This window comes from Myxococcales bacterium (genome assembly GCA_022184915.1).
In the GTDB taxonomy this organism is placed as follows: Bacteria; Myxococcota_A; Polyangia; order Fen-1088; family Fen-1088; genus JAGTJU01.
On sequence record JAGTJU010000005.1, the window covers coordinates 378580 to 402275 of the forward strand.

The following is a 23696-nucleotide window of genomic DNA, read 5'->3' on the forward strand; positions in this document are numbered from 1 at the left end:
ACGCAGGCAACGGCCAAAATGGCGAAACCTGACGACAACCCGCTTGCGCGGCCCTGAGCACTGAACACCCTTTCCCCCTTTCCTCGTTCCTTGCGGAACCCTACCGTTATGCCTGCCATGGATCTCACGATCGCCTGCTGGCGCCCGCCAATCGGCCCGTTGGCCGTTGACCGAATCTATCCTAAAAAGTAGAGTTTCGTTCGTTTCGGCTTGGCTGCGCGTGGGAGGGACCCGCGGACACCCCGGTCGTTCTAGAGAACATGCTGGTCGTGAGCGTCGAGGAAGTTGGTCATCGTGAGTGTTAAACAACCAAGCAGCTTCGAGATGACGGAACCCAACCTGCGAACCGAACCCGTTTGCATCGGCATCGACGTCGGGTCCACCACGGTGAAAGCGACGGTGGTCGATCCCGTCACTCACGAGATCCTCTGGGCCGACTACCAGCGACACCAGACCAAGCAAGCCGAAAAAGTGCTGGAGATGCTGATCGAGATCGGCAACACCTTCCCGGCGCTGCGCAAAGAAGACATACGCACCTTCATCACCGGGTCGGGTTCATCCCCGCTCGTCGAGCCCCTGGGCTCGAAGTTCGTGCAGGAGGTCAACTCGGTGACCTTGGCGGTGGAAAAGCTCCACCCTGCCGTGGGCTCCGTCATCGAGCTTGGCGGGCAAGACGCCAAAATCATCATCTTCAAAGAAGCCAAGGACGAAGACGGCAATCCCACCGGGAAAACAGCCATCGCGTCCATGAACGACAAGTGTGCGAGCGGCACGGGCGCCACCATCGACAAGTGCTTCATCAAGGTGGGCATGCCCTCCGCCGACGCGGCGGTGCTGCGCTTCGACGACTCGAAGCTGCACCACGTGGCTGCGAAATGCGGTGTTTTCGCAGAGACCGACATCGTGAACCTGGTGAAAGCCTCGATCCCCTCGAAGGAGATCATGTGCTCGCTGGCCGATGCGATCGTGCTGCAAAACCTCTCGGTCCTCACACGCGGCAACACGCTTCGGCACAAGGTTCTTTTGCTCGGCGGCCCCAACACCTACCTGCCCTTTTTGCAGGACTGTTGGCGCAAGCGCATCCCCGAAACCTGGGACGCCCGCGGCTATGCCTACCCGAAGGATGTTCCCCTCGAGGAGCTCATCATCGTTCCCGAAAACGCCCAGTACTATGCGGCGTTTGGCGCGGTGATGTACGGGCTTCACGAAGCGGCCGAGGTCGGTCGCTACCGAGGGCTCGAGCCCCTCAAGGAGTTCATCGCCTCGGGGCGCAAATCGAAGCTGGGCGCCACCGCCGGCCCCCCCCTCGCGCGGGAGACCCGCGAGCTCGAGGCCTTCCGCGAGCAGTACAAAATCCCCAAGTTCAGCCCCGCCGAACTCATCCCGGGCACCCGGGTGCGCGCGGTGATCGGCATGGACGGCGGCAGCACCTCGTCCAAGGCGGTGCTGGTCGACGAGAACCGGAACATCCTGAAAAAGGAGTACCAGCTCTCGAAGGGCAACCCCATTCAGGACACGAAGGAGATCCTGGCGCGCCTCAGGCAGTGGGTGGAAGACCAGGGTTGCACGCTCGAGGTGCTGGGCTTCGGCGCCACAGGCTATGCCGCCGACGTGCTCGAGCAGACTGTGAAGTCCGACGTGAACATCGTCGAGACGGTGGCGCACATGATGTCCGCCACGACCTACTTCGGCGACATCGACGTGGTCTGCGACATCGGCGGACAGGACATCAAGGTCCTGTTCATGCAAAACGGTGACATCAAGAGCTTTCGCTTGTCGAACCAGTGTTCTGCAGGCAATGGCATGCTTTTGCAGGCGATGGCCGATCAGTTCGGCATCAAGGTCACGGACTACGCCGAGACGGCGTTCCAGGCAGAGCTCTCCCCGAAGTTCAGCTACGGCTGCGCCGTGTTCCTCGACTCCGACCGGGTGAACTTCCAAAAAGAGGGCTACAGCAAAGAGGAGCTACTCGCCGGGCTCGCGCAGGTGCTGCCGAAGAACGTGTGGCAGTACGTGGTGCAGATCCCGCGCATGGCTTCGCTTGGGCGCAAGTTCGTGCTCCAAGGCGGCACTCAGTACAACCTGGCCGCCGTCAAAGCCCAGGTTGATTACATCAAAGAACGCGTGCCCGAAGCCGAGGTTTACGTGCATCCGCACTGCGGCGAGGCGGGCGCCATAGGCGCGGCCTTCGAAACCCTGCGCGTGGTGAAGCGGCGCGGGTACTCCACCTTCGTCGGTCTCGACAGCGCGATCGGCATCGAGTGGAGCAGCACGAACGACGAGAGCACGCGCTGCCACTTCTGCCCGAACAACTGCGCTCGCACGTTCATCGACACGGTCACCCCGAAAGGCGACACCGCCCGGTACATCAGCGGGTTTTCCTGTGAAAAGGGCACGGTAGAATCGAAAGAGGCGATGCTGGCGCTCACCGCCGATCGCAAGAAGTTGAAGAAGCAGTTCCCCAACATGGTGGACTACGAATCCAAGCTTCTCTTTCGGCACTTTTACGATCAGGCCCCCGTACCCGAACACGGTGCCAAGAAGCTGGATGTGGAGGTACGCCGCACCATCACGGGAGTGCGGCGCGTGCAGGTGGAGCGTCCCTTCCAGCGCAGCAGCCCCGAGAGCTGGGAGCGCAGGCGCCGCCTGCGCGTGGGGATCCCCCGGATCTTGAACATCTGGTCCACCGCGCCGTTCTGGCGCACCTACTTCGAGACCATCGGAATTCCGAAGCAAAACGTGGTCTTCTCAGACGAAACCACCGAAGAAAACTGGGTAGAGGGGGGCAAGTACGGCTCGGTGGATCCCTGCTATCCATCGAAGGTGGGCCAGGCCCACGTGCATAATCTGCTTTTCCATCACCACAAGGACGAGCGGCCCCTCGATTTCATCTTCAACCCTTCACTCACGCACGTTCCTTCGTTCATCGAAGGCGCCCTGGACCATGCGGCGTGCCCCATCGTGGCCGGCACCCCCAACGTGCTGAAGTCTGCCTTCACCAAGGAAATGGACTTCTTCGCGCAACGCGGGATCACGTACCTGGATCCCGCCTGCACCATGATCGAAAAGCATTTGCTGAGAAAGCAGCTCTTCGAGGCGTTGCGCGAACCCTTCGGCATCACGGAAGATGAATCTGACTTCGCGGTGGACGAAGCCTTCAAGGCTCTCGCCAAGCTGGACGAGGAAATGCAGGCCCGCGGCCGCGAAATCCTGGACCAAGTCGAACGCGAGAACCGCATCGCCATCTTGATGGTGGGGCGCCCCTACCACCTGGACCCAGGCCTCAACCATGGCGTGATGGAAGAGTTCCAGGTCCTGGGCTTTCCGGTTCTCTCCATTCGAAGCATTCCCAAAGACAAGGACTACCTCGCGCGCTTCTTTGCTGACGATCTCGCGAGGGGGGCCATTGGGTCACCGCTCGAAATTCAGGACGTGTGGCCCGAGAACTACTCGGCCAACAGCAGCCAAAAAGTTTGGGCGGTCAAGTTTGCCGCCCGCCATCCGAACGTGGCGGTGTTGGATCTTTCTTCCTTCAAGTGCGGCCACGACGCGCCGACCTACGGAATCATCGACGGCATCATCTCGGCAGCGGGTACGCCCTACTCGGCTCTGCATGACATCGACGCCAACAAACCCGGGGGCTCGATCAAGATCAGGGTTAAAACCTACACCCATAGCCTGGGAATGCAGATGGAGCGCCTCGATGACCTGAAAACGGCCAAGGAGGAACTGCGGCAGCGCATCGAGGAAAAGCGCCTGCAGCTGCTCCAACTCAAGCGTCAGCAGCTGGCGGACCGCCGGCTCCGCGACGAGGCCATCGAGAAGCAGATCGCGGAACTTTCGGAGCGCGTGCGCGCCTATGCGGACGCACGCGCCGCCAAGACCGAGGCGGAGAAGGCCGCCGAGGCAGCAGAGGCGGCTCAAAAAGCCGGCATTATCAAACTGGGCATCAAACGACCGGGGTCGGACGGCATAGCCCGCATCTGAGGGACGAGCTCCGACCTAGCGAGTGCGGGAATGTGGAGATCTGACATGAGCACCGAGACCAGCCAAGCCGAAGTCGTAGAGAACAAGTTCAAGCTGCCGATCGTCAACGCAGCTGACGCAGACCTCTTGCCGGGTCCCGCAGACCTCGACATCGAGGCCGAGCTGGCTCGCTTCGAGGCCGAGGAGGCAGCGAAGCTGGGGCTCAAGATCGATACGGACCACTGGTACGACAAGATGGTGGACCCGCAGTTCACGAAAACCCAGCGGGAGAACACCACGCTCCTCGTATCCGGACTGACCGCGGCGCATGACTACCTGGTCAAGGCGGCCCTGCGCGGGGTGGGCTACAAGGTCGAGGTGGTGGACGTGCCCGACAACGAGGCGCTCCGCTACGGCAAAGAGTTCGGCAACCGCGGCCAGTGTAACCCCACCTATTTCACGGTGGGAAATCTGGTGAAATATCTGACGGAAGCCGCCGAGCGCGAGCAGATCAGCAAACAAGACGTCGTCAACAAGTACGTCTTCCTGACCGCAGGCGCCTGCGGACCGTGCCGGTTCGGCATGTACGCCACCGAGTACCGCAAGGCCTTGCGCGACGCCGGCTTCGATGGCTTCCGCGTGCTCTTGTTTCAACAAAAAGGTGGGCTCAAGCAAGCCACGGGCGACGAGGCGGGCCTCGAGATGAACCCGAAGTTCTTCATCGGCATCTTGCGGGCGCTGATGGCCGGCGACGTGATCAACGGCATGGGGTACCGTTTGCGTCCCTTCGAGCTCGAGCCGGGTGCCACAGATGCCGCCATCGCGAAGGCGAAGCTGTTGTGTCACGAGGCGCTCGAAACCAACAAGTCGGTCCTGGTAGCGCTGTGGAAGGCGCGCAAAGAGTTCGGCAAGGTAAAGCTCGATTGGACGCGGGTCAAGCCGCGGGTATCGATCATCGGCGAGTTCTGGGCCATGACCACGGAGGGAGACGGCAACTACCAGCTCCAGCGCTTCCTCGAGAGCGAGGGCGCGGAGTGCGACATCCAGTTCGTGACGAACTGGCTGCTTTACATGCTGTGGGAGGGTCGCTACGACACGAAGCTGCGCGGCGAACTCCGGGGCCTGGATGATGCCCGCAAGAGCCTCAAAGACTCGAAGATCGGCAAAAAGCTCTTCACGCTCTTCATCGCCGACGGGGCCATCCGCGCGATGTTCCACATCTTCGGCGCAGCCGTGGGCTTCCGTGGCTACCACCTGCCAGACATGGACGTCATCGCCGAGACCGCGCACCAGTACTACAACAACCAACTGCGCGGCGGCGAGGGTCATATGGAGGTGGGCAAGTTCATCCTGAACGTGCTGCACAACAAGCACCACATGACCTTGTCGGTCAAGCCCTTCGGCTGCATGCCTTCCTCTGGGGTGTCCGACGGCGTGCAAAGCACGATCACGTCCAAGTTCCCGCAAAGCATCTTCTGTGCGATCGAGACGTCAGGAGACGGCAAGGTCAACGTCTATAGCCGCGTGCAAATGTTCCTGTTCAAGGCACGTCTGGCGGCGCAAAAAGAGTACGACGAGCTCCTGGCTAAGCTTGGTGTGACCAAGGAAGAGGTCGAGGCCTTCTTCGCGAAGCACCCCCAGTACGCCTCGGGCCTGCACCGCTCCCCCCATGCGGCGGCGGGCACGGCGGCAGACCGCTTGGCGGAGTTTGCTCCCTACATCAACAAGCCCGCCTGGCAGATTCCTCTTTTGCGGGTGAAGGACAAGGCCGCACAGGCCCTGGAAGCCGCGAAACTGGCCCCGAGCTGGATCGCGAAGACACGCAAAAAGTTGCTGGAGAAGTCGCCCGTGCTGTTGGCACAGGCAAAAGAAGAGTGGGAAGAGGTTCGCCCCCTGCTCAAGCAGAAGATGAAGGACACCACGCGCGCAGGGGTGGATGCCACGCTGGCGAAGCTTGGCTTTGCCTCATCCGAGCGCACCGAGGCCCCTACGGCCGCGGCCGCTTGACCGGACGGGAGGGGCTCTCGACGTTTCGCCCGAGAGCCCCGCAAAAAACGGGTGCCGTACACCCGAGCGTGTGGCTCAGAGCAGGTTCTCTGGTTTGTCCACGGGGCGCAGGCTGCCGCAAGGCTTACTGAACACGCCGTTATCGTCGTTGCCAACGACCTTCACGCCCAGCAAACTCGCACTGATTCCGTGCGGCCAAAAGACCTCCAGGGAAGGATGGTTGCGGAAGGCGTCAGTGATGTCCCCGCTCGAGAGGCTGCCACCCGACTTTTTGAGATGAAGGCACTTCAGCTTCGGGAGGGCGGAGGCGACCTCCTTGAGTTGCGCACCCGAGATGCTGGTTCTGTGAATCTCGAGTCCCACGATCGTCGGGTTTTGCTTCAGGAATTGCACGCCCTCGGACTGAGCCGTCTTGTTGTCGAGCACCACGTACTCGAGCTTGGGGAACACCCCCAGTTTGTGTACCGAGGTTCCCTCCTGCGAGAAGAGATGCTTCAGGCTCAACACCTTCAACCGATCGCGATGAGCCGTGGCCACCAGCATGAAGTCTGGGTCGAGCATCTCGTTGGTGTTGGCCGAGTATTGAAAGCCCAAAAACTCGATGGCAGGAAGCCGCCGGATGACCTGCGCGCCTTCCTTCGTCATGTTCGGGTGATGGATCTCGAGGCGGCGGAGCTTGTTGAAGCCCAACAGCTTCGCAAGGAGCTCGTTTGTCATACGTGAGGCCGGTGCATCCGCGCCGATGGGCTCCCACAGCGCCAACTCCACGATGTGACCGTTTTCGCGGCGTCCCGCGACCCGCTCGAGCTTGCTTTTCCACAACGCAACGGCAGCGTCTTCTTCCTGGGACGACAAGGCAGGCCCCGGTTCGTCCCCCCCACCTGGCTGGCCGCCTCCGGCCATGGCGCCGCCCTGACCTGGGCTTCCGCCCTGACCCCCACCACCGCCACTTCCCCCGGCGCTTACCACCGCGCCCCCGTTGCCTCCAGCGTCTTGTCCCCCTTGGCCGGCCAGTGACCCCGCCGTGCCCCCCGCGTCACCGACGCCCGCGCCAGCGCTTCCGCCTTTCCCTCCCGCACCCGCCGAGCCAGCTTGGCCGCCCGGTTTCGTGTTTCCGCCGCTTCCGCCTCTTCCCCCCGTGGCCGCGGGTTCTTCGCCCCCCGCTCCGCCGCTATCGCCGTCATTCCCCTCGTCGGGTGGCGATCCCGCACAGCCCAGCCAAGCGAGAGCCAGGCTCAGTCCCACAGCAGCCCTCACAACGCATGTGACACTCATCGTACTCCCTCGGTGTAACGCAGCGCAAAGGCACTGCTAGCACTAGACCGTAGTCAGTATGACCGAGCGATTGTGCTGACACCTGTCAACATGCAAATGTCAGTTTGCGGCAACGGACTCGGCACCAGAGACCGGCTGGAGCGTCCGCCAGAGTCAGCGCTTGGCGTTACTCGGCCGCTGGCAATGCCGGGCGGCCCCTGGTCGTGGTCCCGGTCCGGGGCGGGATCCGAAACAACTGCGGAAGAAACGTGGCCAGCGCCCGGCGCCACACGAGCCAATCGTGTGCGCCGTCGGTTTCGACCCACGCGGGGGCAAGCCCGCGCCCGCGGAGCTGGGACACCGTGGCCAGCGCGCCTTCGTAGACAAAGTCGTCGCGACCACAGGTCAGCCAGAGCAAGCGGTTGTGGCGCGTGATCTCGCCGACATTCAGCGCTGCGATGGAATCCGTCCCCACCCGCAGGGGCCCCCAGGAGAACGCCCCCACCCAAGGAAACTCACGCGGTCGTTCCAGGCCCACCACCAGCGCCTGCGCTCCGCCCATGGAGAGCCCCGCCACGGCCCGGTGTTGAGCGCCTGCCTTGGTTCGGTAGGTGGACGCGACGAAGGGGATGAGGTCCGAGAGGAAGTCTGCCACGAAGCGCGTGGTGTTTTCGTCACGGCGCGCGCGGAAGGTGTGAGGTGGCAGCGTGTGCCCGTTCGGCATCACGATGATCAGGGGAACGGCGCTGCCCTCGGCGATCCGGTTGTCGGCGATACGGTGGGCAAGCCCGATGTGAGTCCATCCCGTAGGCACCTCGCCCGACCCGTGCAGCAAATAGAGCACCGGGTAACGCTGACGACCGCGCTCGTAGCCGGGCGGGGTGTACACCACCACGTCCCGCCAGCCTTCGAGCGTCTTCGACCAGTAGGTGTGGTGACGAACGGTGCCGTGCGGTACCTGGCGCAGCGCAAAGGGCATACCGGGGTCGGTGGCGATCTCAAAGAGGCTCTGATGACCGAAGACCACCCCATCCTTGATCCAGGGGTTGAGCGGGTCGACAGTCTGCACCCCATCGATGACGAGCGCGTACTGGTGAATGCCTGCCGCCAAGCCGCGGAACGTATGCCGCCAAATTCCCTCGGCGTCGCGGGCCAAGGGCTGCCGCGCGTCGGCGACCCAGTCGCCTTTGACCTCCAGGGTCTTTGCCTCCGGTGCGAAGACCTGGATCGTCACCTCGCCGGGCGCACCGAAGAGCGGCGAGGCCAACGCGGGCTTATCGGCTGCGGCCGCCGGGGCGTAGGCAAGGGACAGTGCGGCGGCGGCAGCCGAAGCGAACAGCAGGGGCACCAGGCCGGCCCTCGGAGCAAGCGGGATCCACATGCTCCTCTGTCTATCACGCCCGGTGTCAGTTGTGCCTCGCCGCCACCGCCCCCGCACGCCGCGCTCAGTGAGCCAGCTCCTTGCGGAGCGCTTGTACGTGTCGTCCGTGACGTCTCACCACAGGCAAGATCGCGGCGGCCAGCGAGCGCAGCTGCGGGTTGTCACCCTTGTCCTCGTAACCCGCCAGCAGTGTCTCGGTCTCTTCGTGCGCCAGCACTTGCTGATCGAGATACGACGTATCGAACTGGTCTTTCGGAGCCGCTTCGAGGTGCTCGATCATCTTTCGATGCCGCTTGTCGAGCTCCTGGGGGGGCGCACGCACACCCCGCGTCTCGTTCATCTCCAGAGCTGCCGACAAATGGCGCGCGCTCGCCCCGTGATCCTCGATCATCTGCTGCGCGATCGCATGTACCTCGAGTGAGCCCGAGCGACGAAGGGCCACGTTGGCAGCTTCGAGCTCGTAAAGGTCACCCATCGAGGCGTTCTCCACGAACGCGTCGGCCGTTCTCACGGTGGCGGCGCTCATGCGCCCCACCAGTCCCCCCGCCATGTCCTGCGCCCTGTCAGCCGCATGCCGGAGCTTCCCGTGTTCTCGTCGTTCGTCGCTCATGCTCCCACTCCCGTTTCGTTGTGGCTAATGGCTTGCGCGTAGGCGAAGCGCTCGCCCGGCCCTGCGTCGCGCAGAGAATCGAGCGGGTGCTCCCCCTCCGTGGCAAAACGGTAGTCGCTGCCGAAGGCCGTGCGATGCTCGTCGATCACTTGTTCGCTGGGCACCCCGCCGGCGTTTACCCGCTTTTGGTATGCAAAGTAACGGTGGCGAGGTGGCAGCGACTCCACGGGCACGAACTGAGCGTCGTAAGAGGTCCAGTTGCTCGTATTGACGAGCAGATCTCGCACGTACGCCTTATTGGGCTCGAAGGTCAGCGGCTCGGGCATGCCCGCCTCGGGTAAAAACTCCGCCGCGTCACGCCCCTCCACCGACGCGAGCGCTTGCACGGCCACGCGCAGATGCTCGATCTCCATGCCCAGATGCAGCTCCCAGATCTGCTTGACACGTGGGTCTGTCTCCGTCTGCAAGCATGACCAATAGAGCCAACACTCGTTGTACTCGTGCAGAACCAAGTTCGTGAGCCAACTCAGCGACGGATCCAGGATGCTCTCATAGTGGGACACGTGCTGCTCTTCGATCTGGGCGATCTCGAGGTAAAGACCACGCGCCAGAGGCTGTTCGGGCCGGTTGCCTACGTTCATGTAGTAGTTCATCGTTTGCTGCTCTGCCGACACGATCGTCAGCGCATTACATACGGATTGAATGTCGGCAGCTTTGAGGGTCATGGGCCGGCGCAAGTCGTCCCGGGGGTCGCGGTGCTCGAAGATGGTCGGGCGCCCTGGGAGGATCTCCGTGAGGTCGCCCGTAATCTCCTGGGCTTTGCGCGTCTCGCCCATGAGATCCATCAGATTCGCGTAGCGGTAGAGGTGATCGTAGTCCTCGAGCAACCCGAAGTCGTACACCTTCTTCAGGTAGGGGTCTGGTTCATGCCGCGCCAACCAGGCGGTAAGATCCACCGCCACTTGTTCGTATCCGATGGTAACGGCCACCGTGCTCTCGTCGCCGGGAATGAGCCAGTTCACCGCCTTGTGCTGCTGCTGCTCGATGCGCCGGACCATGGCCAGCTGCTGCTTGATGCCCGCGTCGACCGTATGACGCGCCATCTGGTGCGAGTTGATGATCGCCTCGACCTCGATGCCGCTCATTGCAATGACTCGGCAACGCGTATAGGGATGCACGTCTTGGGTTCGATAGGGCGTTACGTTCAGCTCGGACCAGCTGCGTAGCTGCCGGTCAAGCGGGATGCCCCGCTCGTGAAGTGGATTGAAGCTCATCGTCGTCTCCTTGCCTGCATGGGTTCAGGCATTTGGCGGTGCACAGGCCATACCAGCTCTGCTTCGCCTCCAGGAGCGGAGCCCGCGGTCAGCGCTCGGCTGCCTTATGCGCTTCGGCCAGTCCGGCGAACCCAAGGGTCGGAAGATGTCCTGGCCGCGTGTCGCCCCACGCGCGGGCCTCATGGTTCAAGCCGAGAACGAACCCGGCCGCGTCCACGAACGCATCCACCTGGCCAGGCGAAAGACCGAACACGTAGGGCTCCCCCCGGCGCGCCACGACGTCGAGGTTCCTTTGTGCCCCTGGAAACGAGCCGGGCGTTTCCAAAGCCCGGCGATCCAGATAGTCGAACGCCACCGAGATCAGGTCGGCCACACCGGCCAGTTCACGGAACGTGCGCGCCACGCAGGCACTTTCGAGATACATCGTGGCGCCTTCCCAGATGACGAACGTGGTGACCTTCCGCTCGAGGCCTGCCGCGTGAAGGCAATCACCCAACGCGTCCACGCGGAGGTCACAGGCGACGTAGCGCACCGCCGGGTGTGCATGGGGGCCGCCGGCCAGGCGCGCCACCCGTGCCCGCTTCCAGGCGCTGGTCTGCGGGTGGTCCACCTCGAACACCGTCGCCCCCGCAAGGATTCGACGAAGGCGATGGGCCCGGGTGTCCAGGCCTGCGCACAGCAACACCACTTGCTGCGCGCCCGCACCGAGGGCGTGCGCCAACCGCTCATCGAAGAAGCGGGTGCGCGCAAGGTGATAACCGGGCATGCCCGGAGCGATCCTGTCCACCAGGCGCAGCGCCCCACGCCGGGTCCACCCCGCCCGAAGCACGAGCCGCGCGAAAGCTGGCAGCAGACTCTCGAGCGCCTCATCGGGCGCGCCGATGTGCCGTAGCCCTGCCGCGCGGGCAAACGCGGCACCTTCGGCCGTCAGGCTACGACGCCTGTCGAGTCTTCGTGCCATGGGCGACGAGACTACCACGGTCGCCGAGGCCCCCTCGCGCCTGTGCTGAGGCGGAACGAGGCCCTGGCCCCCCAGCAGAAACTTCTCGCTCCTCGCATTGATGCTTTATGCTGAGGCTACGGACACTTCGTCCGCACACGACCTACAAACCAGGTGGAATGAACATGGCCAAGGGGCAAGCAAAGCAGGCGACGAACAACAAACCCAAGCTGAGCACCAAAGAGAAACAGGCCAAAAAGGCCGAAAAGCTCGCGAAGAAGTAGGCCCTGCGTGCAGGCGCGCGTGGCGCACGCCTCGCTCGCAGCGCCACGCCTGCTCCTCAGCGGCCGAAGCGCAGGAGTGAGCGCTCCTTCGCCTTGACCGCCTCGAACGCGCGATCCCGCGGCGGGGAGGTGGTCTCCAATGAATCGACGAGGCGCCGGGCCGCGCTGAAGACCTCCTCGACCGCGGCCTCGAACGCCTCTTCGTTCGCCTTGGAGGGCTTGGGAAATCCACTCAACTTGCGGACGAACTGAAGCGAAGCGGCGCGGACCTCTTGGTCGGTCGCGGGGGGCTCGAAGTTGAAGAGTGTCTTGATGCTACGGCACATGGCACGAAAGTTTGCCACGACCGCGGCTCCGAACGCATCCGCGCCCCGCCCGTGAGAGATCAGAGGGAGACGCGGCGCTTTACTGCGGCCGCTCCACCTCGAAGGAGGCCGAAAAGACGGGGGCACCCACGTGCTTACCCACCACAAGTCGATCGGCCCCCACCCAGAACACGTGCAGACCCTTGGTATCGAGCGTGGCAGGCAGCTCCCACGTGGTGTCCCCCGTAGGGTTGTCGAGGTCGGCCACCAACACCAACCGAGGGGCGGCGCTGCTTGGCTTTTCGAGAAAGGCGAGCGCCAAGCCGTCGCCAGACCAGGCGGGAGCGCTTGCGACCTCGGTCGTTCCCTTGCGCGGGTAGATGCGCCGCTCGTCGACGAACACGGACAGCGCGGCGGGATGCGCTCCTTTGAGGTACGCAAGCCGCGTCCGCGCCGGGGGAAGGGTAAACTCTAGCCCTTCGCAGCGTAGAGGCTTCGCCCGCCGCCGCAAGGGTTGGATCACGAACACGCGCGGCGCGGGAGCTCCGGGGACCGCAGGGCTCCCGGCTTGGGGCCTGCCCCTGCGGCGCCGCGTCTGAGGCGGCGGCACGTCGACCGGAGCGGGGGCTGGGCTTGCCAGCTCATAGACCACGCGGTCGTTTCCCAAGAAGCCCAGGTCCTTGGGAGGCTCGGCGCTGCCACGCGTCTTGAGCGGCGTGAACGCGGCCAGAAGGTTTCCCCCGGGATCCGTCACCACCAGGCGGTGCATGGGCTTCGCGGGCCGCCGCCGGGCACGAGGCTCCGTGGTCTTGACGAACACCGCCCGCCGACGATCCGGAGAGAACTGGACGCGATCCGGGGTGACCTCGTGGCGCCCCGCGATGCGAGCCGCCTTTTCTGAAAGCCACACCCGCTCGTCGACCTGCTCGAGCTCCATGCCTTTGGCGGGCGGCCCCCCCGAAGCGCCCGCCGCCAGCAAAAGTACAAACACAACCTCAGCGCCGAGCCACATGGCGAAAAAGCGTATCCCAACCCGTCATGCACTCATGCACCGAAGGGGCGTTCCCCATTCCGGCGCCCCCATCCAGCGATTCACATGCCCGTGACCGCAAAACAATAAAACCCACCGTACCCACCGCCCGCACCCACGGTCTTCGTGCCATTCGTGGCCTTGAGCTCGGTGTCGATCCCCTTGCCGCAGCCTCCCGCGCGGTGATCGCTGATCCAGTTTCTGCCGTTCGAGTTGGTTCGTGGCCACGCATGACCGATCATGGGGGCCGGCAGGCTCTCGGACGTGCTCGTCCAGTCGTTGCAGGTGCTCCCCCCATCGTAACGCCCCATCGTGTTCGAGCCGGTAAGCATGTCGTGGTTGTCGACGGACAATTCGGGGCGGATCGGATCGCCGTTTTCGTCCGTGAACATCACGGCCAACGCTGGGTCTCCCCCCTGCGGTCGTCCGCCCGTACGGCCTTCCGCCGGGAGGAGATCCTCTACGGTTTTGGCCAGGACTCTGCCGCGAAAGTCGTGCCAGGGCCCTTTGCCAATGCGTTCGATCGCGTGGACCGGCCCCGCTTGGGTGCTGAGGAAGGCCCGCCAGGTTTTTTGGTCGCCCGGATTGCTCCGCCGCGCCAGGGTGGTGCAAATGTTGTCGGCTCCCGCGAGCCCCCCCAGATCGCCCCCGAGCCCGTTGACCTTGTCAGAGGCGAAGGTGAGAAGTCCAGCCTGGCTCACGGTAAAGAAAGAGAACAAGGGCCGCTTGTCCTCACCCGTGCCGCTGGCGGCGCCTCCGCTGCCACCCGCACCCGGAGCCCCTCCCGCGTTCGAAGGGGCGCCTCCCGAGCCGCCCGGCGTCGTTCCTCCGGCCCCCGCAGCCCCTCCGCTCGTACCGCCGGACGCTCCGGTGGATCCTCCGGACGCGCCTCCGGACGCGCTTCCCCCTGCGCCCATGCCTCGGCCCCCTTCACCCGAGCCGTTGACCCCGCCGCCGCTCGCGCCTCCTTTGGGACCAGTGCCCCCCCGCCCGCCAGCCGCCGTACCGCCTCCTTTGCCCCCGTTCTGTTCCCCGTCCTGGTCCCCGAACTCGTCGCCCTCCCCCACGTCGCCCACCTGTCCGCCACAATGGACCGTGAGCAGGGCAAGGGCCACCACCCCTCCGATGCGGCCCACAACGGGCAATCCAGACGCAACTCCAAGCATTTTGGTCATGAACGTGCCTCGCGGTCCTTTGCTCTTGTCGGGGTGTCTACGGCGCTCTACTGGCAGATTTTTTCCGGCGTGATGCAGGTCTTTCCGGGACAGTCTTCTGGCCCAGTGCACGAGGTGATGCCCTCGAGTTGGAGCTCCAACACCTCTTGTGCGAAGACATTGAACTCGACGCACCCCGGCCCTACCGTCTTCGACTCCACCGCTCGCCTTCTCATCGTGAGGGAAGGGAACCCCGACACGCCGAGATCCCAAAGGGCACTGACGAGCACTTCGGGAATGTCGAGTGAACCGGTATCGGGAGCGTCGCACTCGATCTGCTGCTTGGTTTTACCGTGGTTATCCAGGCTGACGATGATGTGGAGCCGTGCCCCCGTCGTCACGGAGGTCGGCTCCCACGAGAGCCTCAACGGCGCACCTTTTCTGACCGTCTCGGTGGGAGGCGTCACCGTCAAGGGGGCCACGCCTTTCACGGCCAACGAAAAGGCCGGGATTTCGCCGCCCGCCGCCGTCAATCCGATCGTGGCCCCCGCGTCGAAACCCGGATACGCGATGGACTCGGTACTCAGGTAATAGTTCGTCTTATCTGAGGGCAACACGGTCAAGCCCATCCCCACCCCCGAGACCGTAATCGGGCCCGCGTTCTTCTGGGAGGGAACATCCACGCAGGTCAGGGCGGGGCTACACACTTTGCCGTTCGTGCAGCTCTGCGGGCACTGCCGCACCTTTGCGGCCAGAAGCCGACAAACCCCCGAGACCCGCTTTTGCTCGAGATCGTCGAGTGGATTGGGGCCGCCTTTGACACTCCCCTGAAAGTTCGTGAAACGAATGCCGCTGCTGCTCTGAAGAGCGACGCCGAAATCACCCACTTTTTCCGCGCGCCCGCAGGGGCGGTAGTTGGTTTCCTGGGGCAACGTCTCCATGGGCGCTTGCCCCGTGCCCCCACCCGCGTCAGAACCGTCGTTAGTCGTCGAGGTGCTTTCGCCCCCACACGCCCCTACCCAGGCCACGAGCAGGAACGCAATGAAAGTCGACCGGGGCGATGGACGAGACGCAGCGAGCTTGATGATCTTCACGGTACGAGGGGTTTGTGCCTCAGGCTTCCTTCGTGCTTCACGAATTTTTCAAAGTTGTCACGGCGTGGGACTTTGGCCCCGACCGGGATGAGGCCGCGCTTGCTTGACCCAGATGCTGGGGGGCTTGCCCGTGCCCAAGTCGTCGAGCTTGAATTCGACGTCCATCGCGTAAAATCCACCCTGCGTGCCGTAGGCAGAGCGGTAGTACTGGTGGATGCTGTCGAGCGCCGTTCCGAGCTCGAAGAGCTGCTCGCGCGAAAGCACCGACTGGCCGCGCTTGACCAAGGACGAATGCCCGAGATACACGGCCGGCTGCCCGGGCGCGTAGTAGTGGTAGATGAGCTCATCGCTCTTCACGGAACCGTCGGGTAAAACCACGGACGTTTCGCCCTTTTGCACGTTCACGTAAAACGCCGGCTCTGCCCCGGAGACATCGAAGGGATTGGCGGTCAGCGCGACCCCGTTGGCCTCTTCGTCGGTGAATGACGGGTTGCACAGCACCGACATGCCCACCGCCGTGTGGTCGATGCTGCGGTATGCGCGTTCCTCGAAGGCGCGCAGCAGCCACACGCTGGCCCACGTGGACTTGAGGGCACGCAACACCGGGCGATCCGGGTCTTCCACCTGCCCGGGGAACGATTCGTAAAGCCCAGCGCCGGTGAAGCCATCGAGATCTTCTGCGTTCGTGCTCGAGCGGAACCTCATGCGGGTCCGCGGAAAGTCAGCCTTCAACTTGGCGATGAGCGCGGCCTCGAAAGCGGGGTCGACCTTGCCGTCCACGATGGCGCGCCGAAGCTGCGCCAACTGCGCGTCGCGCACGACCGGGTCGCTCTTGAAGGCAGGGTCTTGCAGCATCGAAGCGATGCGCGCCGACAGGCCGTTTTGGTCCAGGAACTGCTGATAGAAGAACACCGGGATCCCGAAGGCGCGGGGCACCGCCACACCCGGAACCCTTCTTAGCGCGGCATAGTGCGCCGTCTTGCCCCCGAACGCAGGGACAGCGGCCTTGATCGCGTCGCGGAGGGGCACCGTGCCCTCGGGCGCCAGCATGGCATCCACGTCGGTCAGCGCCGCGATGGAGACGTCCATACGCGGAACGGCCACCGCAGCGGGCTTGTTGGCCTCCCACCACGCATCGGCGTCCGCCACCGAGACCTCGGTAATTTCGTAGGAGAAGGCCCCCACGTCGAGACGCACCCACTTGCCCTCGAGCGACCGCAGCCCCGGGTTGCTCATGGCGTTCCTCAAGCTCATGTTCGGTGTGCCCCGATTCTGCGAGAGAACGTTGATGTGAGACAAGGGCGTCTGGAAGTCTTGGGTGACGATCCCCAGAACCGCGCTGATGTCGTTCGGCACGCGATCGAGCACCACGATCTCGCGGAAGGAAAGATAGCTCCTGGCAAGGTCAGCCGCCTTGACGAACCGGAGCCGTCCGTAGGCCGTGGCGAGATTCAGGGGCTGGTAGTCGATCCCCGAAAAAAGCAGTTCACTTCGTAGGTACGGCACGTCCTTCGGCAGGGATCGCGCGTTGTCCTCTGCGGCGTCCGATGTCGGGTGAACGACGAGGTCAGGCCCGAAGTACGCCGCCGCCTGCACTGCCCGGAACAGCTTGGCCTGCATCTCACCATCGGCCGTGTCGTAGGGTGCGAACTCGAGCGTCCACACCTTGGGCTGCTCATAGAAGGTCACCGCCGCCAGGATGAAGCGACGGTCGGGAGCGTAGTATTCCGTTTGGTTGAAGTTGGCGAGTGACGGTACCACCGGCTTTCCGTTGCCTGAGAGGTTTGCCGACACGAAGGCGTAATGGACCGCGTAGGTGTTGGTGTTTTGAAAGTAAAGCTTGTCTCCATCGGCCTGGTCCATGACCACCTTCATCGAGCGTGCCCCCGGAATGGTCGCGTCGAGGGGCGCCGCCGAAACCCCGAGGAAGTCAGCCAAACATCCGATGCGGGAAAGAAAAGGCGGAGAAGGGGGCGCAGCCACCTCGCAGGCTTGTTCGGGCGCTGTGGCTGAGGGTAGAGTTTGAAGTCCCCCGGGGTCTTCCGCACCCTCGTCGCAGGCGAGAAGGCTCAGGCACACGAGAACTCCCACCCCTCCCCCCAGCGGCCTTGGCCTCGGCAAACAGTCGTTACGCGTCATCAAGCGCCCCTCGGTTAGATATCGAACCGGAAAGAGAAGACGAACAGGTTACGCGACACGTCGTTTGCATCGAGAACCTCGTTTTCGAAACGGTACTCGACTTGAACCTCGTGGCTTCCGATCGTGTACTCAACGCCAGCCTCCAACCGATACTGCTGAAAGCCGCGGCCATCCGCGCCGCGAAAGTTGTAGAACAACTCGACGCCCGCGTAGGGCCCGAGGTCGTCGTTGACCTTGTATCCCAAGAGCAGCTCGTCACGCAGCGAGGTCCTGTCTTGCGCGGAGAAATCCGAGCTGGCCTCGTTCTGCAGTCTCAGGCGGTTGGTGACCCTGAAGTCACCCAGCTTGAACTTCCCCCGCGCGTCCGCGTACAGCCGGTGCCAGGTCACGAAGCGGTCGAAGGGATTGCGCCGCTCTACGTAGCGGTACCCAGCGCTGAAGCGCAGGCGCTTCCAAGCTTCGTAGCTCACGGACAGATCGGGAGCCACGTACGCTGTTTGCCAAGGCGACAGAGCGAATCTCACGTTCTGATCCAGATCGACATGCAGCCGTTTGGTCGCGTGATATCGAACGCTGGCCCGCAGCCACAACTCCTCGTCGGCCGCGTGAGCGAGCCCCGGAGCGAGCAAGGCAAGGACCAAAACGCCTGGGGCTATGTTCCGACAGATGCCGCGAAGGGTAAGGGCCACGCGCAAGCTAGCTCCTGAAGAAAACGGTGATGTTGGCCGTGTCGCGAAGCAGGTCGATCTGCCCCACCTCGACGCGCCGCACGTTCAGCCCCGTACGCTTCGTCAAATCGGCCACCAGCTCTTCCCGCCTCTCCGGTGCCAAGAGGTCGATGCGATCGTAAAGAACGATTTGCTCGTCCTCTCCCCCCATACGCGATCTCTCGAGGAGAAAGATCGTAGCGGCGGTGACGATGTTGACGAGGAACAGCTCAGAGACGCTGATCTTCTTGTTCGACAAGCCATTCCAAATGGCTACCCCGATGACCACGAAGAGGTACGTCAGCTCACGGCTGCGCATCGCCTCGGTTCGATACCGGAGGATCCCGAAAACGGCGAAGAGCCCCAGCGCGAACCCCAGCTCGATCGGCACCTTCCTCAGCAGCACACAGATGAACAGAGTGACGATGTTGAGGAGGTAGAAGACAAAGACGTATTCTTTTCGTCGGTACTTCCTGTAGTAGATCAGCTTGACGATGAAAGTCGTCACCAGCAGGTCGAGGACCAGCCGAACGAGCAGTTTTCCGAAGTCGTCAGGATCCCAAAACTTGTCTGCGTTGAAGAGCTCAGCCATGTGCGAGTTTTCCGATGAGGCGCAAAGAGGCCCGAAGATGGTGGACGAGGTCAGCGCCGCCAGCCATGGCGACCCCCACGGCGTACTTGCTGAAGCGACTCTGACGCGCATCGCCCGCGCGGAGCGACTGCAAAAATGGCGTACTCATGCGCCCCTCACATTGTTTGACCTCGGCCACGACCAAGCTGGGCAGGGTGTGGCTCTCGCCGCCGCGGGAAAACGAGATGCCTTGATCGCACGTGACGCGCTCGCCGAGCCCCGGCTCGACCAAGGTGATGCGCAGGAAGTGAGTGGAGAGGCTCGCTTGCAGAGACTTCACGTCGACAGGGCAGTGCTCTCGCACGAAGGCTTTGCCGGCCTCTTCCAGTTGATCCTGCCCGAAAGGCAGCTCCAGCCGTGACTTGCGCGTCTCGCCGCGGTTCGTTTTCTGCTTGATCTCGAGGAAAGAGCAACGCCGCTCGAGGTAGTGCCGGATGCGCACCTTGAAGCGCGGCTTTTTGCCCCTGACGTGGTCGCGAAAGAGCCTAAGGTCGGGCGTGTCGAAGTAGGTGGTACGGTAGGTGGCGATCTCGCTGCCCCGGCTGGCCACGATCTTGTACTGCGGGCCCAGGCATGACAGCACATCGGACAGGCGCGCGCGGGGAATGAGGAACTTGCGGTCGTAGCGCCGGAGCAACGACGTGTTGGCAAGGTCTCCCTCCGTGGCTTGCGCAAAGCGTCCCAGCAGGACAGGAGAACGAAGAGCCGCATCCGACGCCGAAGGAGCCGATGCCACCTCGTCCCTCTCAGCGTCAATCCGGTGACAACCGTGCAACATCATCTTCAGTGTTCCAGTATGTGTTCGCTCCAAGGCAATCCCTGCAAGAAAAGAAAAGAATCCTTCTCCGCCGGGCGCCTGGCGGCTCACTTAGGGTGCCAACCAGTTAAAAAGCTCGTGGTTTTGGACCAACTGAGGCAGTTCTTCGGCCCCCGGGCCAAACGCGAACACCGGCACGTGATCGCTCGTGTGTCCAAATGTGGAGAAGGAGTGTTGGGGAAGCTGCCCTGCCCGCGCCGTGCCGGGATCAATGGCAACGCCCCCGGTCTCGTGGTCGGCGGTCACCAAAACCAGCGTGTCCTGCCGCGCCTGGGCGAAAGCCAGGCCTCGGGCCACGGCCCGGTCGAAGGTGAGGACTGCCTCGACGATGTGCGCGAGGTCGTTGGCATGGCCGGCCGTGTCGGTCCCTTCGTTTTCGACCATCAGGAAAAACCCTCCCTCGTGGCGGGATAAAAACGCCAGGGCGGTGGACGTGAGTTCATCGAGCGGCGGGGCATGGCGATCCTCGTAGAGCCAGGCCACGCGATGAAGCCCCGGTTGAGCGATGGAGACGAACCCCAAGGGGTCGGCGCCCGCCAGGGTGAAATACCCCGCCTCCAAGGCCGCGGTCACGTCGGCGAAGGGGGCGGCGACGCCCGCCACGAAATCAGGCCGCGTGACGCGGAGGATCTGGTGGGCAATCTCAGCCGCATCGTAACGACTCGGACGATGCGCCGCAAAGGCAGCCGGTGTGGCATCGACGATGGGGGTCTCGCGCGTGATGAGCCCCGTGACGGCGCCCGAGGCCTGGCGCAGTTCGAGGGCGGAGGCCAGCGGTCGGCCATCGCCGGGAAGGGCAAGGCTCAGCACGGCGTTGCTGACCTTGCGCCCGGTGGCGAAGGCCGTGGCCCCTGCGGCCGAGTCCGTGATCTGGCCCAGCGCATTGCGGGTGTCCATGCGCCGTTGCACCGGCAGCGTCTCCATGATGAGCGGCGCCGTGTTCCCGTTCGCAAACGAACGCGCGGCATCGAGATGCCCAAAGCCCATCCCGTCGCCGATGAAGAGAACGACATTGCGCGCACGAACAAGGGGGCCCCGCAGCGTGGACTGGGTGTCGCCCTCGCCTGCGTCGAGGACGGCCTGCGGGACCAGTCCCTCCGGCGAGGCTTTGTCGCTGGACGCACAACTGGTCAGGGCGGCCACGAAGGCGACCACCAAAACCGATAGCCCCCTCGGTTCCGGGACCTTTTCGGAAGCGGGGGGGACCAGGCGGCGATGGGACGCGGGCGTGGCGAAGGGCGCTGGCTCTTGCGGTCCTACCGTCACAGGACGACGGGCGTGAACTGCTCACACGCCTGGTTGATGACCGTCATCGCCTTGGTCAGGCCGTCCTCGAGACGACCGGTGCACAGATCCCAGAACACGCCCCGGTTGGCCGCCTCGAAGCGACCCGTAAGTTCCTTGAGGGTCTCGGCCTCGTCAGCCGAGCCATAGACGCCCCGACAGTCGGTGGCGCCGCCAATCCCCAAAAAGACCATGCGTGAGACGTCATTGCCTTTGAGCGCTTTCATGCGGTTGAAGAGTTCCTCGACGGAGGCGCGAGGCGCCGGCTGCTCGTCTTCGTCCGTGATGGCTACGATGACGAGGAGCGCGTCCTTGCGTACGAAGCCAACGTTTCCCTTCCCGGTCAGGGACGCTTCGACGATGGCCGTTGCCGCCGAAGCGGGCTGCTCGTCGTCGTTGTTCCCCGAACATTGTACGTCGCTCGAATCGATCGCGCCCACGCACGCAAACTCCTGGTCCAGCTTGGGCGAGCTCGATTGCATCCAGACCTGGCCCCCGTCGAAGTTGCAGGCGCCGCCCGTGCCCTTGACGTGAAGGCTCGCAGGTGAAGGGCAGGCGTCCGCGACACCCACACGGTAGTCCTCGAGGCCCCCGCCGACGTTCTTGAGGGCCTTCGCGAACGCAGGAAACACGTCCCGCGCGAGCGCCTCCCGCTCTTCGGTCATGCTGCTCGAGTTATCGACGGTGAACACCAGATCGACTTTTTTGCAACCAGACCCGAACTCGGACCCGCTGCCGCCGGGCCCCGGACGGCCTCCCCCGCCGTTGGGGGTCGGGTTGAGGTTGTCCACGAAATCGGGCTGGAACGAACCAGGATCGGTTCCGCCCCCGTTACTGCCACCTCCCGAGCCGGGGTCGTTGCTGGCCCCGCAGGAAGCGAGCGCCGAGATGGAGGCTGCTGCGAGACACGCTTGAAACCACGGAACGCGCCACTCTTTTGCCACGATGAGGTCCTTTCACGAGATGCCCGACCGGGGTTCAGGTTCCCCGTCTGATATGAGGGCCGTTCAGCATCGCCCACCGTCAAAAAAAAGTGCACGCTTTTTTCCGCGCTGTGGGCGTCCCGACACCTCGCGGTAACTCCCACATGCCGACCGGGATGATGGCCCCTCTCCCGGTTAGTGGTTGCCCAGGGAAAAACGAGCTCACGAAATGCTTGCGTACCCCAGGCTCGCCCCACCACCATGGATTCGTGGGTCCCTCGTGCTTCCTCGCGCTTGCCCTCAGCGCCGCGCTCGCCCTCGGCAGCTGCGCCGCGCCCTCGAACGACGCCTGCTCACCCACCGACAGACCTGCCGCCTGCCCCGGGCGAGGCCTCTACGACGGCCCCGTGACGGTCACCCTGAAGGCCCGGGATCCGGGCCGCCTCGTGTACACCCTCGACGGCAGCACGCCCTCCGCCGCCAATGGCCGTCCCTACAGCGAGCCCCTCCAGATCACGGGCGCGGAGGGGCGGGGCACTGTGGTACTGCGCGTCGCCGAGGTGGGAGGTCCCGTGGCCACACACACCTACGTTTTTCCCAAGTACGTTTTGTCGCAACCCACCCGGCCCGCTGGCTTCCCGACGGTCTGGGGCGCGCGTGACACCCGGGAGTCCGACTATGCCCTTGACGCCCGAGCGCTACCCGCTGCGGCGGCAGCGACCGCTGCGCTGGCCGCGCTGCCCACGGTCTCTTTGGTGTTTGCGCTCCCGGACCTGTTCGGAGACCAGGGTATCTACATGAATCCCTCCGAGGCGGGGGTCACCTGGGAAAGGCCGGTATCGGTCGAGATGTTCGCGGGCGGCGTGGACGACTGGCAAGAAAATGCCGGCGCCCGCATCCAGGGCAACTCCAGCACCCAGAACTGGAAGTCGCCCAAGCTCTCGATACGGATTCTGTGGAAGAGCCTCTACGGCCCAAGTGATCTCGAGCAAGCGCTGTTCACGGGGAGCCGCGTGAACCGGTTCGATACCCTCGTGCTCGATGCCGGGTTGAACTACACGTGGGTGCATCCGGAGCACGAGCAGAGAATCAAGGCTCAATTCGTGCGCGATCAGTTCGTGGCCGATCTGCAAAACGCCCTCGGCGGCTTGGCGCCCCACGGGCGCTTCGTTCATCTGTACCTGAACGGGCTTTACTGGGGCATGTACAATCTTCACGAGCGCCCCGATGCCTCCTTTGCGGCACAGCACCTCGGCGGACAACGCGGCGAATACGATGCCCTTCGACATGACGGCGCGAACGTGGTGGATGGTGACGCCACCGCGTGGAACACGCTCATGAACCGCGTGCGACGAGGGGTGCGCGACGACGCCGCCTTCGAGGACGTGGCCCGCCTTGTCGATGTGGACGGGTTCATCGACTACATGATCCTGAACTTCTTCGTGGGGAACACGGACTGGCCACAGCACAATTGGTACGCCACCCGCAAACGCACGGACGGCGGACGCTTTCGCTTCCACAGTTGGGATGCCGAACGAACCTTGAGCGAAGTGGAGATCGACCGAACGCAGGTCGATGCGGCCAACGGGCCGGGCGAGCTTTATCAGGCGCTGCGCGCCCACGCCGGCTTCCGCGACAAAGTGCGCGCCCGTGCCGCGGCGTTGCTGGGCCCCTCCGGCTTGCTGGGTGGGGGCCGGCCGGCCGAGCTTTACAGGAAACGCGCCGCGGAGATCGAGAGCGCCGTGTGGCTGGAGGCGGCGCGCTGGGGCGACAGCGCCCGCAGCCAGCCCTACACCCGCGACGACTGGCTCCGCGAGCGCGACTGGCTCCTGGACGGCTACTTTCCTCGGCGAGCGGCGATCGTCAGGTCTCAGCTTGCCAATTGAGGGCCGAGCG

18 protein-coding genes are annotated in these 23696 nt (G+C 64.0%); 3 read left to right on the top strand and 15 right to left on the bottom strand.

Going from position 1 to position 23696, the window contains the following annotated elements; genetic code table 11:
• The first annotated feature begins 324 nt into the window (after positions 1–324).
• Entirely contained in the window at positions 325–3987 is a 3663-nt protein-coding gene (locus KA712_20120; protein MCG5055276.1) for a CoA activase, read from the top strand.
• A gap of 45 nt (positions 3988–4032) precedes the next feature.
• The gene (locus KA712_20125; GenBank protein MCG5055277.1) at positions 4033–5973 is read left to right on the top strand and encodes a 2-hydroxyglutaryl-CoA dehydratase; all 1941 of its coding nucleotides are present in this window, start codon (positions 4033–4035) and stop codon (positions 5971–5973) included.
• A 75-nt stretch (positions 5974–6048) separates the two neighbouring features.
• Here KA712_20125 and KA712_20130 read toward each other — a convergent pair whose 3' ends face one another.
• The 15 genes from KA712_20130 to KA712_20200 all read right to left on the bottom strand — a co-directional run bounded on the left by KA712_20130 (position 6049) and on the right by KA712_20200 (position 21821).
• Positions 6049–7218, bottom strand: coding sequence for a hypothetical protein (locus KA712_20130; GenBank protein MCG5055278.1), 1170 nt, complete (start codon positions 7216–7218; stop codon positions 6049–6051).
• Between the two features lie 196 nt (positions 7219–7414).
• Positions 7415–8608, bottom strand: coding sequence for a hypothetical protein (locus KA712_20135; protein ID MCG5055279.1), 1194 nt, complete (start codon positions 8606–8608; stop codon positions 7415–7417).
• A 64-nt stretch (positions 8609–8672) separates the two neighbouring features.
• The gene (locus KA712_20140) at positions 8673–9218 is read right to left on the bottom strand and encodes a DUF4142 domain-containing protein (GenBank protein MCG5055280.1); all 546 of its coding nucleotides are present in this window, start codon (positions 9216–9218) and stop codon (positions 8673–8675) included.
• Positions 9215–10492 carry a hypothetical protein gene (locus tag KA712_20145; protein MCG5055281.1) on the bottom strand — a complete coding sequence of 426 codons (1278 nt, stop codon included), beginning with the start codon at positions 10490–10492 and terminating at the stop codon, positions 9215–9217. The genes KA712_20140 and KA712_20145 overlap by 4 nt, the downstream gene beginning before the upstream one ends.
• Before the next feature lie 88 nt (positions 10493–10580).
• The gene (locus KA712_20150) at positions 10581–11453 is read right to left on the bottom strand and encodes a class I SAM-dependent methyltransferase (protein ID MCG5055282.1); all 873 of its coding nucleotides are present in this window, start codon (positions 11451–11453) and stop codon (positions 10581–10583) included.
• 319 nt (positions 11454–11772) lie between these two features.
• On the bottom strand, positions 11773–12042 hold the full coding sequence (locus KA712_20155) for a DUF2277 domain-containing protein (GenBank protein ID MCG5055283.1): 270 nt from the start codon (positions 12040–12042) through the stop codon (positions 11773–11775).
• Positions 12043–12121: 79 nt separating this feature from the next.
• On the bottom strand, positions 12122–13033 hold the full coding sequence (locus KA712_20160; GenBank protein MCG5055284.1) for a hypothetical protein: 912 nt from the start codon (positions 13031–13033) through the stop codon (positions 12122–12124).
• A gap of 80 nt (positions 13034–13113) precedes the next feature.
• A complete protein-coding gene (locus KA712_20165; GenBank protein MCG5055285.1) occupies positions 13114–14226 on the bottom strand; it encodes a hypothetical protein in 1113 nt (370 codons plus the stop codon).
• Between the two features lie 47 nt (positions 14227–14273).
• Positions 14274–15299 carry a hypothetical protein gene (locus tag KA712_20170; GenBank protein ID MCG5055286.1) on the bottom strand — a complete coding sequence of 342 codons (1026 nt, stop codon included), beginning with the start codon at positions 15297–15299 and terminating at the stop codon, positions 14274–14276.
• 57 nt (positions 15300–15356) lie between these two features.
• A complete protein-coding gene (locus KA712_20175) occupies positions 15357–16349 on the bottom strand; it encodes a PEP/pyruvate-binding domain-containing protein (GenBank protein MCG5055287.1) in 993 nt (330 codons plus the stop codon).
• 1103 nt (positions 16350–17452) lie between these two features.
• Entirely contained in the window at positions 17453–18127 is a 675-nt protein-coding gene (locus tag KA712_20180; protein MCG5055288.1) for a DUF2490 domain-containing protein, read from the bottom strand.
• 7 nt (positions 18128–18134) lie between these two features.
• Positions 18135–18737, bottom strand: a complete 603-nt coding sequence (locus KA712_20185) for a DUF4956 domain-containing protein (GenBank protein MCG5055289.1) — start codon at positions 18735–18737, stop codon at positions 18135–18137.
• On the bottom strand, positions 18730–19512 hold the full coding sequence (locus KA712_20190; GenBank protein ID MCG5055290.1) for a polyphosphate polymerase domain-containing protein: 783 nt from the start codon (positions 19510–19512) through the stop codon (positions 18730–18732). Before KA712_20190 ends, KA712_20185 begins: the two co-directional genes overlap by 8 nt.
• A gap of 132 nt (positions 19513–19644) precedes the next feature.
• Positions 19645–20751 (bottom strand): alkaline phosphatase, encoded by a 1107-nt coding sequence (locus KA712_20195; protein ID MCG5055291.1) that lies wholly within the window; start codon positions 20749–20751, stop codon positions 19645–19647.
• A gap of 104 nt (positions 20752–20855) precedes the next feature.
• Positions 20856–21821, bottom strand: a complete 966-nt coding sequence (locus KA712_20200) for a VWA domain-containing protein (GenBank protein MCG5055292.1) — start codon at positions 21819–21821, stop codon at positions 20856–20858.
• A gap of 248 nt (positions 21822–22069) precedes the next feature.
• Between KA712_20200 and KA712_20205 the strand changes: the two genes are divergently transcribed.
• Entirely contained in the window at positions 22070–23686 is a 1617-nt protein-coding gene (locus KA712_20205; GenBank protein ID MCG5055293.1) for a CotH kinase family protein, read from the top strand.
• Positions 23687–23696 lie beyond the last annotated feature (10 nt).

Bases quoted from the DNA above. Each gene is read 5' to 3' on its own strand.
- KA712_20120 (MCG5055276.1), top strand. From the start codon at position 325: ATGACGGAACCCAACCTGCGAACCGAACCCGTTTGCATCGGCATCGAC.
- KA712_20125 (MCG5055277.1), top strand. From the start codon at position 4,033: ATGAGCACCGAGACCAGCCAAGCCGAAGTCGTAGAGAACAAGTTCAAG.
- KA712_20135 (MCG5055279.1), bottom strand. From the start codon at position 8,608: ATGTGGATCCCGCTTGCTCCGAGGGCCGGCCTGGTGCCCCTGCTGTTC.
- KA712_20140 (MCG5055280.1), bottom strand. From the start codon at position 9,218: ATGAGCGACGAACGACGAGAACACGGGAAGCTCCGGCATGCGGCTGAC.
- KA712_20145 (MCG5055281.1), bottom strand. From the start codon at position 10,492: ATGAGCTTCAATCCACTTCACGAGCGGGGCATCCCGCTTGACCGGCAG.
- KA712_20150 (MCG5055282.1), bottom strand. From the start codon at position 11,453: ATGGCACGAAGACTCGACAGGCGTCGTAGCCTGACGGCCGAAGGTGCC.
- KA712_20155 (MCG5055283.1), bottom strand. From the start codon at position 12,042: ATGTGCCGTAGCATCAAGACACTCTTCAACTTCGAGCCCCCCGCGACC.
- KA712_20160 (MCG5055284.1), bottom strand. From the start codon at position 13,033: ATGTGGCTCGGCGCTGAGGTTGTGTTTGTACTTTTGCTGGCGGCGGGC.
- KA712_20165 (MCG5055285.1), bottom strand. From the start codon at position 14,226: ATGACCAAAATGCTTGGAGTTGCGTCTGGATTGCCCGTTGTGGGCCGC.
- KA712_20175 (MCG5055287.1), bottom strand. From the start codon at position 16,349: ATGCTGGCGCCCGAGGGCACGGTGCCCCTCCGCGACGCGATCAAGGCC.
- KA712_20185 (MCG5055289.1), bottom strand. From the start codon at position 18,737: ATGGCTGAGCTCTTCAACGCAGACAAGTTTTGGGATCCTGACGACTTC.